Genomic DNA, 14,972 nt, shown 5'->3' on the forward strand with positions numbered 1-14,972 from the left:
GTTCGGCGGCGGGGTGGTCGGCGGCCTTGCCAGAGACCGGTTGGTCAGTGGTTGCCCAGCGGCGTCCGTGACGACGAGTCGGTCGGCGGGTCCGGTGATGGTGATGCCGCCTTTGTGGTGCAGCCGATGGTGATATGGGCACACCAACACCAAATTGTGCAGTTCGGTGACGCCGCCGTCCTCCCAATGAATGACGTGGTGGGCGTGCAGGCCGCGGGTGGCGCCGCACCCCGGCACCACACAGCAGCGGTCACGATGCTCCAGCGCGCGGCGCAGCCGGCGGTTGATGGTGCGAGTGCTGCGGCCGGCGCCGATCGGCTGGCCGTGCTTTTCGAGCCACAGTTCGCACGTGGCGTCACATAGCAGGTATGCGCGTTCGTCGTCGGTCAGCGCCAGACCCAGATGCAATGCGGCGGTGTCGTGTTCGACATCCAGGTGCATCACCACGGTGGTGTGCTGCCCGTGCGGCCGGCGCTCGACATCGGAATCCCAGCCCGCGTCGACCAGGCTCATGAACGCATCCACCCCGTTCGGGAACGGCTGCGGCACGGGCGGGACGCGCTCGCAGACCGGACCGCTCGCACCACCATTGGAACCGGCGGCACTGTCGTTGTCGTGGTCGCGCTTCCAGTCCGCGACCAACGCATCCTGATGCGACGCCAGGGCCGCATCGACCTTCGCGGCCTCCAGCTTCGGCAACCGGATCTTGTAGGTGGTGGACCCATCGTCGTGGGTGGTCTTGCTGATCGACCGCGGCGGCTGCGGCTTTGGCTCCGGATCCGGCTTGGGTTCCAGGCTCACGGCGGTACGCAGCTGCGTAACCGTCGCGCATTCGGCGAACTGCGCGTAATGCTCGTCTGACCCCTCGGCCGCGTGTTCGGCGACCACCCCGACCTGATCCAACGACAACCGGCCCTCACGCATCGCCTCAGCGCACCGCGGAAACTCCTCCAGACGGTGCGCGACCGCCACCATCACCTCCGCATTGCGCGGCGACACCCCGGTTTTCCACGCCACCAACGACGTGAGCGACCGGGCTCCGGTGGCGCCCCACAGCCCATCGCGGTCGATCTCGGCCGCAATCTCCACCAGCCGCGCGTCAATCGCGTTGCGCTGACCGGTCAGCTCACCGATCTCATCGAAGAACGCATCCATGCGCTCACACGGCGACGCCTCAACATCGAAAGCCGTTGCAGCGGTGGACATGACACCATCAAAGCAGAAGGGTACGACAGGTTTTCCTGCTAGAAAGCATCGAACGGAGCGGCCGAATCGGAATGTCCGTCGAACGTTGAAACCACTTGTGCGCGCCGAATGTTCGAGCAGTGATGTCGAGGGCGAGGCACGATCTGATCAGCCTCGAATCCTTAGAAATGAGACTGCGGATGATCTGCGATTTGCACTGCTCGCTGATAGCGCACTTCATCGACTTGATGATCGCCGATGGAGTCGGTGCGTTGTGTACCGTCGCAGCGCCACCCCGCCGATTCATAGAAGCGACGGGCTCGATCGTTTCCCGACAGAACCCACAGTGAGGCCCTGTGATAGCCGCGGCTACGCAGGTACGCGCAACCAGCGGTCATGAGGCGGTGTCCGATCCCGCTGCCCCACCTGTGCGGGTCAACGTAGATTGCCCAGATCTCTCCACTGCCTTGGAGGTCATCGTCTCGGCAACGACCCGTGGTGACGTGGCCGCAGACCGTGTCTCCGGCAATGGCGACGTGAGTGAATGGACCTTCGGGGTTCATCTGTTCGAAGGCATACCGACTAGCCCTGTCTTCGGGTCGCAAGGCGTCAAGGTAACTGGCCGGAATCAAGCCGCGGTAGCCGACTTGCCATGACCGGACATGCGCCTCCGCAACAGCCATCGCGTCCGCAGCTACGGCTTCCCTGATGGTGACATGCATAGGCAATCGTGACAGCACGGCTGCATTGGAATCAAAGGAATTTCGGCTTGGCGACGCGCGTCAACCCGCCAGCGCAGCCAGCGACACCGACGGATCGGCCAGGGCCTCGGTGTCGACCGGCCGCCGGGATCGGATGAGCTGCTTGATGTCGTCGAGGCCTTCCCAGATGTTGACGTTCATGCCGGCCGACACGCGGTGCCCACCGTCCAACCAGAACATCGTGAATTCGCGCTTCCCGAGATCGCCGCGGGTGACGGCCAACTCGTACTGCGGCGCGTAGCCGACGTACTCCATGCCGAGGTCGAACTGATCGGTGAAGAAGTACGGCAACTCGTCGTAAGTTCCTGGCGTGCCGAGCATTCCGGCTACGGCGACAGCCGGCTGCTTGAGGGCGTTGGCCCAGTGCTCGGTGCGGATCGGGACGCCGAACAACGGATGTTCGGCGGCCGCGATGTCGCCCACGGCGTAGATGTCGTCGTCGCTGCTCTTGAGTGACTTGTCGACCGCGATACCGCTGTGGGCAATCACCAGCCCGGACCGTTCGGCGACTTCGATGTTCGGCATGGCACCCACCGCGACCAGAACCGCGTCGGCATCGACGGTGGATCCGTCGCCGAGCCGCAGCCCCGTCGCTTTGTGATCGGCGGTGGTGATCTCGTCGACCGTGGTGCCCAGCCGCAGATCGACGCCGTGGTCGCGGTGCAGGCCGACGAACACCTCAGCGGCTTCCCGGCCCAGGGAGGCCAGCAGCGGCAGCGCGGCAGATTCCACCACCGTGACGTCGGTGCCCAGCCCACGGGCGCTGGCGGCGACCTCGAGCCCGATCCAGCCGGCCCCGACGATCGCCAGCCGTCGGCCGTCACCGAGTTGGGCCAACAACTCGGTGGCGTCGTCGACGGTGCGCAAGTAGTACACGCCGTCGGCGTCGGAGCCGGGAATCGGTGGTTTGCGAGCGTGGGATCCGGTGGCCAGCAGCAACTTGTCGTAATGCTCGTGATCACCGGAATTGAAGGCCACCATGTGTGCGGTGCGATCGAGCGTGGTGATTTCGGTACCCAGGCGCAGATCGACGTCGTGTTCGGCGTACCAGCTCTTGGGCTGCACCGTGAATTCCTCGATGGTCTTCTTGCCGGCCATGAATTCCTTGGACAGCGGCGGACGCTCGTAGGGCAATCGGTCCTCGGCGCAGAACAACACGACCTGGCCCCCGAAGTCCTTGCCGCGCAGGGCTTCCGCGGCCTTGGCGCCTGCCAGTCCGCCGCCGATGATCACGAATGTGGGTGAGCTGGCCATGTCGGGGTTCCTTTCGACGGCAGTCGAGCGGCCGCGGCGTGCGGCCGCGTCCTACTCCACGCATACCCAGCCTCGCGGTGCGCAAACGCTATTTGGGCGGCAGCGTCCCCGCGTACCCGACACCGCGATCGACCCAGCTCTGCAGCTGCCGCTTGGTTTTCCACCCGTCGGGCGCGACCCGCAGCCAACCGCGCATCTCTCGGCCGCCCATCACCATCAGGCTGACGTGCTGGCGTTCCAGCAACTTGTCAGTGTCGTCGGGCGCAACGCGAACCAGCAGCCCACTGTCGTGACTGGCTGCGACCGACATGTTGCCGTTCACCAGGAAAGCCAGCCCGCCGAACATTCGCTTTTCCTCGATGCCGCCGACCGGGCCGAGCAGCTCACGGATCCGGTTGGCCAGATCCTCGTCATAGGCCATGGAGCCAGTGTCGCACCATTGCGCGGGCGTGGTCGGCTTTGGCTATCTTGCCGTTGCGCGGTCAGCGAACACGTTAGATTTCTCGGGTGCTGATCGCGGCGTTGCGGGACCTGCAGTGGCGGCGCCGCCGATTTCTCATCGCGGTCGTCGGAACTTCCTTCGTGTTCGCGATGACCCTGGTGCTCACCGGGCTGGCCAACGGGTTCCGCGTGGAGGCCAGCAATACCGTCAATTCACTGGGCATCGACTACTTCATGATCCAGAACGGGGCAGCCGGGCCGTTCCTGGGCTCGTCGCCGTTCGCGCAGACCGAAGTTGAACGCGCACAGAAGCTTCCGGGCGTGCAGTCGGCCGCCGCGGTCGTCTACGCAGGTACTACGGCGCTCGACAACGGGACGCCGCGCACCATGAATCTGTTCGGCGCACCCACCGCCGGGCCAGGTATGCCGGCGATGTCGCAGGGCCGCCCGCCCGCCACGCCGGACGAGATCGCGGTGTCGTCGACGCTGGGGCGCAAGATAGGCGACCAGATGCACATCGCCTCGCACAACCTGCAGGTCGTGGGGATCGTCAACAACTCGACGGTGCTGGCGCAGCAGCCCAACCTGTTCCTGACGACGCTCGGTGCCCAGCGCCTGGTGTACGGCGGGCAGCCCGTCATCGCGTCGGTCGGCATCCGGGGTAACCCGACCAAAGCGCTCGACGGCTACCGGCTGGTGGACCGGCACGGCGCCATTGATGACATGATGCGGCCGCTGAAGGTCGCGGTGGACGCCATCAGCATCATGGCCGTGCTGCTGTGGGTGGTGGCCGCGACGATCATCGGCATGTTCATCTACATGTCCGCGATGGAACGCACCCGCGATTTCGCGGTGTTCAAAGCCGTTGGGGTGAAGACGAAATCGATGATGGCCGGGCTGGCGATGCAGGCCGTATTCGTCGCCGTGTGCTCCGCGGCGATCGGCGTGCTGCTGGCGATGGGGCTCGGGCCGATGTTCCCGATGCGGGTTGACGTACCGGCCGGGGCCTACCTGTTGCTGCCGGTGGTGGCCATCACCATTGGGCTCATCGCCAGTCTGGCGGGCATGCGTAGAGCGGTGACGATCGATCCAGCGATGGCATTCGGGGGGCCATAGATCATGAGCGGCTTACAGATTCGTGACCTGGTGGTGGAATACGGCAAGTCCGCCGACAAGGTCAGGCCCATCGACAATTTCGAGCTGGAGCTGTCGGCGGGATCGCTCGCGATCCTGTTGGGGCCCAGCGGTTGTGGGAAGACCACGTTGCTGTCGTGTATGGGAGGGATCCTCAAGCCCACGTCGGGCCAGATCCTGTTCGACGGTATCGACGTGACCACACTCGGACCCAAGGCGCTGACCGACTACCGCCGCAACACCGTCGGCATCGTGTTCCAGGCGTTCAACCTGGTGCCCAGCCTGACCGCCGCGGAGAACGTCATGGTGCCGATGCGGGCCGCGGGCATGAGCCGCAGCGCATCGCGGCAGCGCGCCGCGGAACTGCTCGACCGAGTAGGTCTGTCACACCGGATGACGCACCGCCCCGGTGACATGTCGGGAGGACAGCAGCAGCGCGTCGCGGTGGCGCGCGCCATCGCTCTGGATCCGCCGCTGATCCTGGCCGACGAGCCGACGGCGCACCTGGACTTCATCCAGGTCGAGGAGGTGCTGCGGCTCATCCGGGAGTTGGCCGATGACCGCGTGGTGGTGGTCGCCACCCATGACAGCCGCATGCTGCCGCTGGCGGACCGGGTGGTCGAACTCGTCCCGACCGTCGCCGGCACCGAGCGGGAGCCCGAGGTCTTCGAGCTCGACGCGGGCGACCTGGTGTTCGAGCAGACCACCATCGGGGACCTGATCTACGTGGTCAGGCAGGGCCGGTTCGAGATCACCCGCGAGATGCCCGACGGCGAGACGATGCTGCTGTTCACCGCCGGACCGGGTGAATACTTCGGCGAGATCGGGCCGCTGTTCGGGATTCCGCGCACGGCGACGGTCCGTGCTCTCACCGACGGCGTCGTCGTCGGCTACACGGTGAAGGATTTTCGGGCCCGGCTCGGCCCGGATCGGATCCACGAACTCATCGAGCACCGCGCGATCCACCTGGCCGACGAGGCACCGTCGGCCGACATCGCCTGAGAATCAAGCCAGGTCGACGCGCACCGATAACAGGTCGGTGCCCATCACCCGCACCACGGCACTGTTCAGCTGGGGGAGTTGGCGCAGCCGGGCGGCGGGGTCGTCGTCGGGCACCAGGTGGGCCGTGCCGGAGCGCCATTCCCCGTTGATACGTACGCGCACAGCGGGATTCGCCTTGATGTTGCGGACGAAGTCAGCGTGGTCGCCGTGCTCGGAGACCAGCCAGAAGGCGCCGTCGATGACGCGGCCGCCGATCGCGGTGTGGCGGGGTTCGCCGGACTTGCGCCCGATGGTCTCCAGCATGGTCACCGGCAGTTGCCGGCCCACCGGATTGACGAGGCGGCGCTGCACGGTGTGGACCACCCGCCGTTTCACTTCGTTGAAGTTGGGCATGTCCCCATCTAACGCGAGCAGACCCAAATGTCCTACCACCATGAGGTGAACAGGAGCATTTGGGTCTGCTCGCGTTATCCAGTTGTCAGGCAGCGACAGTCGCAGCCTCGGCGGCCGGCTCCAGCGCCTGGGCGATGATGTCGGCCACGTCGGTCATCGGTCGCACATCGAGTGCGTCCAAGACCTCGGCCGGCACGTCGTCCAGATCCGGCTCGTTGCGTGACGGGATGAAAACTGTTGTCAGCCCGGCACGTTGGGCCGCCATCAGCTTCTGCTTGACCCCGCCGATGGGCAGCACCCGCCCGTTCAGCGTGACCTCGCCCGTCATCCCGACGTCGGAACGAACCTGGCGCCCCGTGGCCATGGAGACCAGCGCGGTCACCATCGTCACGCCGGCAGACGGACCATCCTTGGGCACCGCACCCGCGGGCACGTGCACGTGGATCCTGCGGTCCAGTGCGGCCGGATCGACGCCGAGCTCGGCGGCGTGCGACCGCACGTAGGACAGGGCGATCTGCGCCGACTCCTTCATCACGTCGCCCAGTTGCCCGGTCAACTGCAGACCCGGTTCACCGTCGTTCGAGCCCGCCTCGATGTACAGGACGTCACCACCCATGCCGGTGACGGCCAGGCCGGTGGCCACTCCGGGCACCGCGGTGCGCTCGGCCGACTCCGGCATGAACCGGGGACGGCCCAGGTACTGGACCAGATCCGGCTCGTCGACCGTGACCGCGTCGACACCGGTGGCCAGCTTGGTGGTCACCTTCCGCAGTGCCTTCGCGAGCAGTCGCTCGAACTGCCGGACACCCGGCTCGCGGGTGTAGTCCGCGGCGATCTTGCGCAGCGCCGCGTCCGTCACGGTCACCTCGTCGGTGGTCAACGCCGCCCGTTCGGCCTGCCGGGGCAGTAGGTAATCCCGGGCGATGGCGACCTTGTCGTCCTCGGTGTAGCCGTCGATGGTGACGAGCTCCATGCGGTCCAGCAGCGCGGACGGGATGTTCTCGATGACGTTGGCCGTCGCCAGGAACACCACATCGGACAGGTCCAGATCCAGGTCCAGGTAGTGATCGCGGAACGTGTGGTTCTGTGCCGGGTCCAGCACCTCCAGCAGCGCCGCCGCCGGATCGCCGCGGTAGTCGGAGCCCACCTTGTCGATCTCGTCAAGCAGCACAACGGGATTCATCGATCCGGCCTCGCCGATGGCCCGCACGATACGGCCCGGCAGCGCGCCGACGTAGGTACGCCGGTGCCCGCGGATCTCGGCCTCGTCGCGCACGCCGCCCAGGGCGACGCGGACGAACTTGCGGCCCAGTGCACGCGCCACCGACTCACCGAGGGACGTCTTGCCGACGCCGGGCGGGCCGGCCAGCACCATCACCGCACCCGAACCCCGGCCGCCGACGACGGCCATGCCACGCTGCGCGCGACGGGCCCGCACCGCCAGGTACTCGACGATGCGGTCTTTCACGTCGTCCAGTCCATGGTGGTCGGCGTCCAGAATCTCCCTGGCAGCCTTCAGATCCGCCGAATCCTCGGTGCGCTCGTGCCACGGCAGGTCCAGCACCGTGTCCAGCCAGGTGCGGATCCAGCCGCCCTCGGGGGTCTGCTCGCTGGACCGCTCCAGCTTGCCGACCTCACGCAGCGCCGCCTCCCGCACCTTCTCGGGCAGATCGGCCGCTTCGATCCGGGTCCGGTAGTCCGCGGGCTCCTCGGTCCCGGCGCTACCGTCCAACTCGCCAAGCTCCTTGCGGATGGCGTCCAGCTGCTGGCGCAGCAGGAATTCCTTCTGCCGCTTGTCCATTCCGGAGCGGACGTCCTCGGCGATCTTGTCGTTGACCTCGACCTCGGCCAGGTGCTCGCCGGTCCACTCGACCAGCCTCCGCAACCGTTCACCCACATCGGCGGTCTCCAGGAGCTCGCGCTTCTGCACGTCGGTCAGGTACGACGCGTAGCCGGCGGTGTCGGCCAGGGCCGACGGTTCACTGATCTGGTTGACGGCGTCGACGATCTGCCACGCCTCCCGGCGCTGCAGCACGGCCAGCAGCAACTTCTTGTATTCGGCTGCCAGCGCTCGGGTTTCGTCGGTGGCTTCAGGCTCGTCAACCTCATCGACCAGCACCCACAGCGCGCTACCGGGTCCGGTGGTACCGGAACCGATGTGCGCGCGGCGCTCGCCGCGGACGACGGCCGCGGCGCCGCCGCCGGGCACCCGACCGACCTGGACGATCGACGCCAGGACACCGTGAGTGGGGTAGCGGTCGTCGAGGCGAGGTGCGATGAGCAGCGTGCCGGCCTCGCCGGCGGCAGCGGCGGCCTGGGCCGCGTCGACCGCGGCGCGCGCCGCATCATCGAGTTCGATGGGCACGACCATGCCCGGCAGGACGATCGGCTCGGTGACAAACAGGACGGGAACAGCGATGGGTGCTGTTGTGGCGTCAGACATCCGTACCTCCAAAGTTGAATCTCCTGCGCTCAACCTTTGGGGTCGTTGATTTGTTCCACCTCCGTCGGCACCCGCTGCTCCCGCTCTTCCCACCGGGTCCGGGCCCGCGTGCCGATGACGAACGTCGCCGCCAACAGCACTGCAGTGGTGGCCAGCGAGAACACTGTGGTCACAGCGTTGGCGACGTCCACCGACGTGGCGAAGATGATCGTCACCTGCACCCCGGTCCCGATGATCAATCCGACGCCCCACATCGCTGAGAGCAGAATCTGCACCCGCCGGCGGTAGGCGACCGCAGCCGGGTCGGTGTCTTGTTCGCCGGTCTGGACCCGTTCGGCGATGACCTGGGTCAGGGGTGTGCCGACCACGCAGCTACCGAGGAAGATCAGCCCGCCGATGCCGCCGACCAGCGTGGTGCCGGCGAGCAGCAGCCGGGCGTCCGACGTACTCAGCCCGACGGCCAGGCTCAGGCCGAAGTTCAACATCAGATAGCCGGCGAAGGGGTCGAGTCGCCTGGCTCGGATGGCGTCGTACGCGACCTTGATGCCGGCCACGATGGTTGCGGTCAGCAGGGCGACATACTCCGATGCACCGGCGGCCCGCAGCCCGTAGTAGGCGGTCAGCGGTGGAGCGATATCGAGCAGGATGCCCCGAAGGATTGGTCGCATCGATGGTGGTTGCGTGGCCACGTTCGCCTCTGCGGCGACTGTCGGCACTGAATCCGGCACGTCGCCGACAGTAGCCATTGAACCTGGCACATCGCAGAGAACAGGGAGCCTGCCGTCTCGGGGGTAACGGCAGGCTCCCGTACTGAATAGTGAAACACCCAGGGCGCCGGGTTCCTGCTCTCGATGCCGAAGAGTGACGTCGCAGTTGGCTAACGGTTGAGACTCGGAAGGGGAGTCAGCGGCGGAATGCCGCTTCGTACAACCCCTTCATGGTGTCGGCGAACTCAGCGACGGGGCCGTCGATGGGCACGCCGGGCGCAACCACGGAAATGGGCAATGCCGCAACAGGGGAGGGCGCGACACCCCACTCGCCGAGCCAGCCGCCCAGTTGCTCCGACGACGTCGCGTAGACGATGCGGCCCAGGCCCACCCAGGCATGCGCGGCAGAGCACATGGGGCAGTGCTCGCCGGAGGTGTACGTCACCGCGGCGGCCCGCTGGGCGGGATCGAGATTGGTTGCGGCCCAACGGGCTATCGCGAACTCGGGATGCTGCGTCTGATCGCCACCGGAGACGCGGTTGCGGTCCTCGAAGACCACGACGCCGTCGGCATCCACCAGCAGCGAGCCGAACGGTTGGTCACCGTCCTGCAGCGCCTCGCGGGCCAGCTCGATACAGCGGTTCAGGTGGCGCAGATCATCGGCGGCGACGGTCATGGGGTGAAGTTTACGGAGTCACAGATCGTCGATACTGATGATCCGATCCTGGATGGCCCGTGCCACCAGGGCAGCCTTGGTGCCGGCCGGTCGGCCGGCGGCGATGTACTTGGCGCGGATGCGCTGCAGGTGCGTGCGCACGGTGCTGGGCGCCAGGAACAACTGTTGGGCGACGAGTTCCTTACTGTCCGTTCGGAACCACGCCAGCAGTACCTCCTGCTCTCGCGGCGCCAGCACCGGGCGCAGGCAGATATCCCGGTCGTCCAGGGCGGCCACCATGCTCGGCCCGAGGTATGGGAACGGGGTGACAGCGGCTCGGATGGCTTTGAGGAGGTGCTCCCGGCCCTCGGTCTGCGTCAGGTAGGTCATGGCGCCCGAGTCGATCGCGGTGCGGATCACGTCGCGGTCCGTGAGGTGGGAGTACACCACGACGTTGTAGTTGCGGTTCGCGAGTTCGCGGACGCCGGCCAGACCCGTCGCTTCGTCCGCATGCAGTCCGAGCAACACCACCTCCGCATCGCGTTCGGGGTCGTCTTCGCGAATCGGGTGACTACGCAGGAACTGCCCGGTATCGGTGTAGTGGGCCGTGGTGGTCCCGCAGAGTGTGGCGTCCTCGTGGAGCCAGGCCGCGACGCCCGCATAGACGACCTCATATGAATCCACGACGGTCACCCGCGTCACCTGACATCCGGCGAACACATCGATCCGCATCGGCCTGAACTCCTTAACAACCGGATCCCGCCCGCTTGCCGCAGTGTTCGGGATCGCATTGCCATATTGCCCATCAGGATTTGCTGAATGTGCGAAGGCGGCGCCTGTGTTGAGACTCTAATCCGCAGGGTATGCCGAAGTACAGCATTCCGCCGAAAGGTATGAATGTTTGGCAAATTTGTCGCGTCGCTATTTGACGATGTGGTAGGCAAACTCTCTAATGGGCAGGTAGGCGGGCTCTATGTCGGCCGACGGGATAGTTCCACTGTGGCATGTCCGTCGACTGACGTCGTCGGTCGGCACGCTTGTCCAGGCGGACCGTCGGTCCCACCAAAATCAGTTCGCGGATGCTGCGATGGCATTTGCTGATGACAACTAACGCAGTAGCTGGCGACGCCGGGGCCGGCTTGGCGTCGTGCCCCGCGGGGATCTGCCGTAGTCGTCCGAAATCTGTTGGCGCGCAGGCAATGGGACCCCAACCTCGACAGCCTGATTAGAACGTGTTCTAGTTCAAGGGTGCTCGACGACACATTGCAGAAGCTGAGCGCCGACGACGTGGCGCGGATGCGGGCCATCTACGAACCCTTGACGCAGTCTGTGCGCGAGCTGATCGATGCCACCATCCGCACGGAGACCGGTGCCGACGCCGTCGCGGCGGTCAAGGCCGAGATCGACGCCGCGACCGCCCAGTTGCGCGCCGACCAGCTCGAGGGCTCGTTCGGTGTCCGATTCGGAGCGCAAGGCAGTGAAATGCCGTGGGGTAACGCGGTGATCGGCGTGCGCAATCCGATCGCCCCGCCGGTGGTCCTGATCCGGGCCGACGACGGCAGTGTGTCGGCCGACTTCCATCTGGGTGCCGCGTACGAAGGTCCGCCGGGCCACGTGCACGGCGGGGTGTCGGCCATGATTCTCGACCATGTGCTCGGCGAGGGCGCGAGCTTGCCGGGCCGGCCGCGGCTGACCGGCACCCTCACGATGCGCTACCGGCGCATGACGCGCCTCGGGGATCTGCACACCGAGGCCCGCATCGTCCGAACCGAGGGCGTCAAGACCTATGCCGTCGGGCACATCTCCGATGCCGAGGGCATCACGGTCGAGGCCGAGGGCGTGTTCATCACTCCGCGCTGGGCGCGGGACTGACGGGAGATTCGATGGAGAAGGTCATGGTCACGCTGCGGCGTGACACCGCGGACGACGCCTGGTGTGAACGCCTGCGCACCGAGGTCGCCGACGAGTTGCTGGCGCTGGGTGTGCCCGGGTTGGCGGTCAACGTGAAAGACGTTGCGGTGCGGGATTCTCTGATGTTGCTGACCACGCTCGACCCGCCGGTCGTCGCTGTGCTCAGCGTGTGGACGCAGCAGTATTACGGCGCGCAGATGACCGCGGTGCTGGAACGACTGCGCGCCGAATGCACCGAGTTGGCCGCATATCTGGTCACCGAATCGGTTCCGATGGCCGGCCCGGCAATCGTTCTCGGCGAGCGCACCACGGGCTTGGCGAACGTCGCGCTGCTGCGCCGCCCGGACGGGATGGATGAACGAGAGTGGTTCCGCCGCTGGCACATTGACCACACGCAGATCGCCATCGACACTCAATCCACGTTCGGCTACACGCAGAACGCCGTGGTCCGTTCGCTGACGCCCGACGCCCCGCAACTGGGCGCCATCGTCGAGGAGTTGTTCCCCATCGAGGCGACCGCGAGCCTGCACGCATTCTTCGGCGCCGCCGACGATGCCGACCTGGCCGACCGCGCAGCCAAGATGACCGCAAGCACGTCGGCTTTCGGCGCCAACGTCAACGTGGACACCGTGCCCACCAGTCGCTACGTCATGCGAAACCCGTTTGGAGACAAGCTGTGACCGACCCCGCCGCGCTCGTTCAGATCGACGACACCAACCGGGTCCGCACCCTGACCCTGAACCGGCCCGACGCACTCAACGCGTTCAGCGAGGCGCTGTACGACGCCACCACGATCGCACTGAAGGAAGCCGCGGCCGATCCGGACGTCTCCGTCGTGCTGCTCACCGGCGCCGGACGGGCTTTCAGCGCGGGCAACGACCTCGTCGAGATGCAGGCGATGGTCACCAACCCCGAATATCAGATGGGGGAGTACGGCTTTCCCGGTCTGATCGAGGCTCTGACCGCATTCCCCAAACCGTTGATCTGCGCGGTGAACGGGGTCGGTCTGGGTATCGGCACCACGATCCTTGGCTATGCCGATCTGGCGTTCATGTCGACGACCGCGCGGCTCAAATGCCCGTTCACCAGTCTCGGGGTGGCGTCGGAGGCGGCGTCGTCATACCTGTTGCCGCGGTTGATGGGACGGCAGAACGCCGCCTGGCTGCTGCTGTCCTCGGAGTGGGTGAGCGCCGACGAAGCCCTGCGCATGGGCCTGGTGTGGCGGGTCTGCGAACCGGACGACCTGCTGCCGGAGGCGCGCCGCCACGCGGAAATCATTGCCTCGCGGCCGCTTTCGAGTCTGATGGCCGTCAAGCACGCGATGGTGGAGCCGACGCGTGCGGCGATTGTCGCGGCGACGCAGCGCGAGTCTGGCCAGTTCGCCGAGTTGCTGGGTGGTTCTGCCAACGCCGATGCGTTGAGCGCGTTCGTGGGGCGGAAGGGCTAGCGGCCGCCCGCCCTAGCCGGCTTTGTGTACCGGGCAGTCGGTGCGAGCCGATTCGATGATGGCCCGCACGGTGCGGCGACACCGGCCGCAGTCCAGGCCTGCGCCGCATTTCTCGGCGATCTGCTTCGACGTGGTCGCGCCACCGGCAACGAGTTCGGTGACGACCTGGCTGGTCACCCCGGTACACAGACAGACGAACATCAGTTGGCCGCCTCGTCGGCGGCGTCGATCGACGTGATGTGGGCCAGGGTGCCGACGAAAACCGATGGATAGACGCCGAATCCAGCGGCGGACATCCACTCGGCGGCGGCATCGGGGTGATCGATCCAGCGGCGTGCGGCGGCTTCGCTCTCGATCTGCTGCAGGATCAGCACCTCGTGGCCGTCGTCGAAGGCCCGGTACACCCAGACCTTGCACACGCCGGCTTCCCGGAACCGTCCGGCGGCGTCGTGCACCTTGTCCATCAGGGCGGGCACGTCCTCGACCGCGGTGACGACACCGACGACGACGGACGCGACGGCATGCTCGCCCGGTGGCGGTTCGGCCAGATCGATCTTCTCGAGCACCTCGCCGGCGAAAATCGCGGGAATGTCGTCCACGCCGGAGGCATCGAAGAATCCGAATATCGCCGGCGACCGCAACACCTCGCGGACGGAATTCGCGTTATGGATGCCGACGGTGGCCAATACCCGTCCCGGCTCCCAGAGCGAGGAATATACGACTACGTGGTGTGCGGAGAGTTCGCTCAGAATTGATCGCTGCGATTTCAGTCGCGTCCACATCGATTCCACGTCGTCGACGCGATAATCGGCGGCCAGAATGAGCGAGTGCAACGGCTGCTCGCTCATCGGTCCTCCCATCCCGGGGGTCGCTCAGTACCGCGGACGGGCGCCGCGGCGGTTAGTGCAGTCTAACCTTACTTAGGGCAGCCAGTCCATAGCCGCTGGCCAGCGGCAGAGCAGCGAATCCGGAAACCTCGAGTGCGGGGTGAAATCCCGGCGGGAAACACACGTCGATCCTGTCGCCGGTGGCGAGTCACTGCACTAGGTTTGTAGGCGGCACGTTGTTGTTCCGCGCCAGTGACACTTGACCCAGCCCCGATGGTGTTTTAGGAGCCGAAATGCAAGGCGACCCCGAAATCCTCAAATTGCTCAACGAGCAATTGACCAGCGAACTGACCGCGATCAACCAATATTTCCTGCATTCGAAAATGCAGGACAATTGGGGGTTTACCGAACTGGCGAAGCACACCCGCGAAGAGTCCTTCGAGGAAATGCGCCACGCGGAAACGCTCACTGATCGCATTCTCCTGCTGGACGGGCTGCCCAATTACCAGCGGTTGTTCTCGCTGCGCGTAGGCCAGACCCTGCGCGAGCAGTTCGAGGCCGACCTGGCCATCGAGTACGAGGTGGTCACCCGATTGAAGCCGGGCATCATCCTGTGCAGAGAGAAGGGCGACGCCACCAGCGCGAACATCTTCGAGGCCATCCTCGCCGACGAGGAAGGCCACATCGACTACCTGGAAACGCAGTTGGAGTTGATGGACAAGCTCGGCGAGCAGCTCTACGCGGCACAGTGCGTGTCGCGCCCGCCGTCGTAACCGAATTCACGAACACGGCCTCGCCCTCCCCGGGGCGGG

The 14,972-nt window shown here is 66.2% G+C and carries 17 protein-coding genes; 6 read left to right on the top strand and 11 right to left on the bottom strand.

Going from position 1 to position 14,972, the window contains the following annotated elements; genetic code table 11:
- The 4 genes from TL10_RS20185 to TL10_RS20200 form a co-directional block, all read right to left on the bottom strand.
- The coding region (locus tag TL10_RS20185) for an HNH endonuclease signature motif containing protein (RefSeq protein ID WP_082068025.1) at nt 1-1,206 on the bottom strand (1,206 nt) is incomplete at its 3' end.
- A 161-nt stretch (nt 1,207-1,367) separates the two neighbouring features.
- Nucleotides 1,368-1,907: a GNAT family N-acetyltransferase gene (locus tag TL10_RS30265; RefSeq protein ID WP_082068020.1), complete on the bottom strand. Its 540-nt coding sequence runs from the start codon at nt 1,905-1,907 to the stop codon at nt 1,368-1,370.
- Between the two features lie 60 nt (nt 1,908-1,967).
- Nucleotides 1,968-3,200, bottom strand: coding sequence for an NAD(P)/FAD-dependent oxidoreductase (locus TL10_RS20195; protein WP_043987029.1), 1,233 nt, complete (start codon nt 3,198-3,200; stop codon nt 1,968-1,970).
- Between the two features lie 88 nt (nt 3,201-3,288).
- Nucleotides 3,289-3,621, bottom strand: coding sequence for a TfoX/Sxy family protein (locus TL10_RS20200; RefSeq protein ID WP_043987030.1), 333 nt, complete (start codon nt 3,619-3,621; stop codon nt 3,289-3,291).
- 86 nt (nt 3,622-3,707) lie between these two features.
- Here TL10_RS20200 and TL10_RS20205 point away from each other — a divergent pair, with 86 nt between their 5' ends.
- Together TL10_RS20205 and TL10_RS20210 are read left to right on the top strand one after the other, a co-directional pair.
- The gene (locus TL10_RS20205) at nt 3,708-4,757 is read left to right on the top strand and encodes an ABC transporter permease (protein WP_043392206.1); all 1,050 of its coding nucleotides are present in this window, start codon (nt 3,708-3,710) and stop codon (nt 4,755-4,757) included.
- 3 nt (nt 4,758-4,760) lie between these two features.
- Nucleotides 4,761-5,777, top strand: a complete 1,017-nt coding sequence (locus TL10_RS20210) for an ABC transporter ATP-binding protein (RefSeq protein WP_043987031.1) — start codon at nt 4,761-4,763, stop codon at nt 5,775-5,777.
- A gap of 3 nt (nt 5,778-5,780) precedes the next feature.
- Here the strand turns inward: TL10_RS20210 and TL10_RS20215 are convergent, their stop codons facing one another.
- From TL10_RS20215 to TL10_RS20235, 5 genes are all read right to left on the bottom strand, one after another.
- Entirely contained in the window at nt 5,781-6,170 is a 390-nt protein-coding gene (locus TL10_RS20215) for a nitroreductase family deazaflavin-dependent oxidoreductase (RefSeq protein ID WP_043392202.1), read from the bottom strand.
- Nucleotides 6,171-6,255: 85 nt separating this feature from the next.
- Nucleotides 6,256-8,613, bottom strand: a complete 2,358-nt coding sequence (lon, locus tag TL10_RS20220; protein WP_043392199.1) for an endopeptidase La — start codon at nt 8,611-8,613, stop codon at nt 6,256-6,258.
- A 29-nt stretch (nt 8,614-8,642) separates the two neighbouring features.
- On the bottom strand, nt 8,643-9,341 hold the full coding sequence (locus TL10_RS20225; protein WP_234711494.1) for a VC0807 family protein: 699 nt from the start codon (nt 9,339-9,341) through the stop codon (nt 8,643-8,645).
- A 175-nt stretch (nt 9,342-9,516) separates the two neighbouring features.
- Complete coding sequence (locus TL10_RS20230) at nt 9,517-9,996, bottom strand: nucleoside deaminase (protein ID WP_043987033.1); 480 nt, start codon at nt 9,994-9,996, stop codon at nt 9,517-9,519.
- Nucleotides 9,997-10,014: 18 nt separating this feature from the next.
- Nucleotides 10,015-10,707: a LuxR C-terminal-related transcriptional regulator gene (locus tag TL10_RS20235; protein WP_043987034.1), complete on the bottom strand. Its 693-nt coding sequence runs from the start codon at nt 10,705-10,707 to the stop codon at nt 10,015-10,017.
- Nucleotides 10,708-11,223: 516 nt separating this feature from the next.
- Here TL10_RS20235 and TL10_RS20240 point away from each other — a divergent pair.
- Genes TL10_RS20240 through TL10_RS20250 form a run of 3 tightly spaced genes read left to right on the top strand, consistent with a single transcriptional unit; the run spans nt 11,224 to nt 13,333 of the window.
- On the top strand, nt 11,224-11,847 hold the full coding sequence (locus TL10_RS20240; RefSeq protein WP_043987035.1) for a PaaI family thioesterase: 624 nt from the start codon (nt 11,224-11,226) through the stop codon (nt 11,845-11,847).
- 11 nt (nt 11,848-11,858) lie between these two features.
- On the top strand, nt 11,859-12,566 hold the full coding sequence (locus TL10_RS20245; protein WP_043987036.1) for an EthD domain-containing protein: 708 nt from the start codon (nt 11,859-11,861) through the stop codon (nt 12,564-12,566).
- Nucleotides 12,563-13,333 carry an enoyl-CoA hydratase/isomerase family protein gene (locus TL10_RS20250; protein ID WP_043392189.1) on the top strand — a complete coding sequence of 257 codons (771 nt, stop codon included), beginning with the start codon at nt 12,563-12,565 and terminating at the stop codon, nt 13,331-13,333. The genes TL10_RS20245 and TL10_RS20250 overlap by 4 nt, the downstream gene beginning before the upstream one ends.
- A gap of 12 nt (nt 13,334-13,345) precedes the next feature.
- Here TL10_RS20250 and TL10_RS20255 read toward each other — a convergent pair whose 3' ends face one another.
- Both TL10_RS20255 and TL10_RS20260 read right to left on the bottom strand, forming a co-directional pair.
- Nucleotides 13,346-13,534: a (2Fe-2S)-binding protein gene (locus tag TL10_RS20255; protein ID WP_043392187.1), complete on the bottom strand. Its 189-nt coding sequence runs from the start codon at nt 13,532-13,534 to the stop codon at nt 13,346-13,348.
- Nucleotides 13,534-14,181 carry a hypothetical protein gene (locus tag TL10_RS20260; RefSeq protein WP_043987037.1) on the bottom strand — a complete coding sequence of 216 codons (648 nt, stop codon included), beginning with the start codon at nt 14,179-14,181 and terminating at the stop codon, nt 13,534-13,536. The genes TL10_RS20255 and TL10_RS20260 overlap by 1 nt, the downstream gene beginning before the upstream one ends.
- Nucleotides 14,182-14,453: 272 nt before the next feature.
- On the opposite strand from TL10_RS20260, the gene bfr reads away from it, so the two are divergent.
- Nucleotides 14,454-14,933, top strand: coding sequence for a bacterioferritin (gene bfr / locus TL10_RS20265; protein WP_043392183.1), 480 nt, complete (start codon nt 14,454-14,456; stop codon nt 14,931-14,933).
- Nucleotides 14,934-14,972 lie beyond the last annotated feature (39 nt).

Source organism: Mycolicibacterium llatzerense, from assembly GCF_000878195.1.
Lineage (GTDB): Bacteria > Actinomycetota > Actinomycetes > Mycobacteriales > Mycobacteriaceae > Mycobacterium > Mycobacterium llatzerense.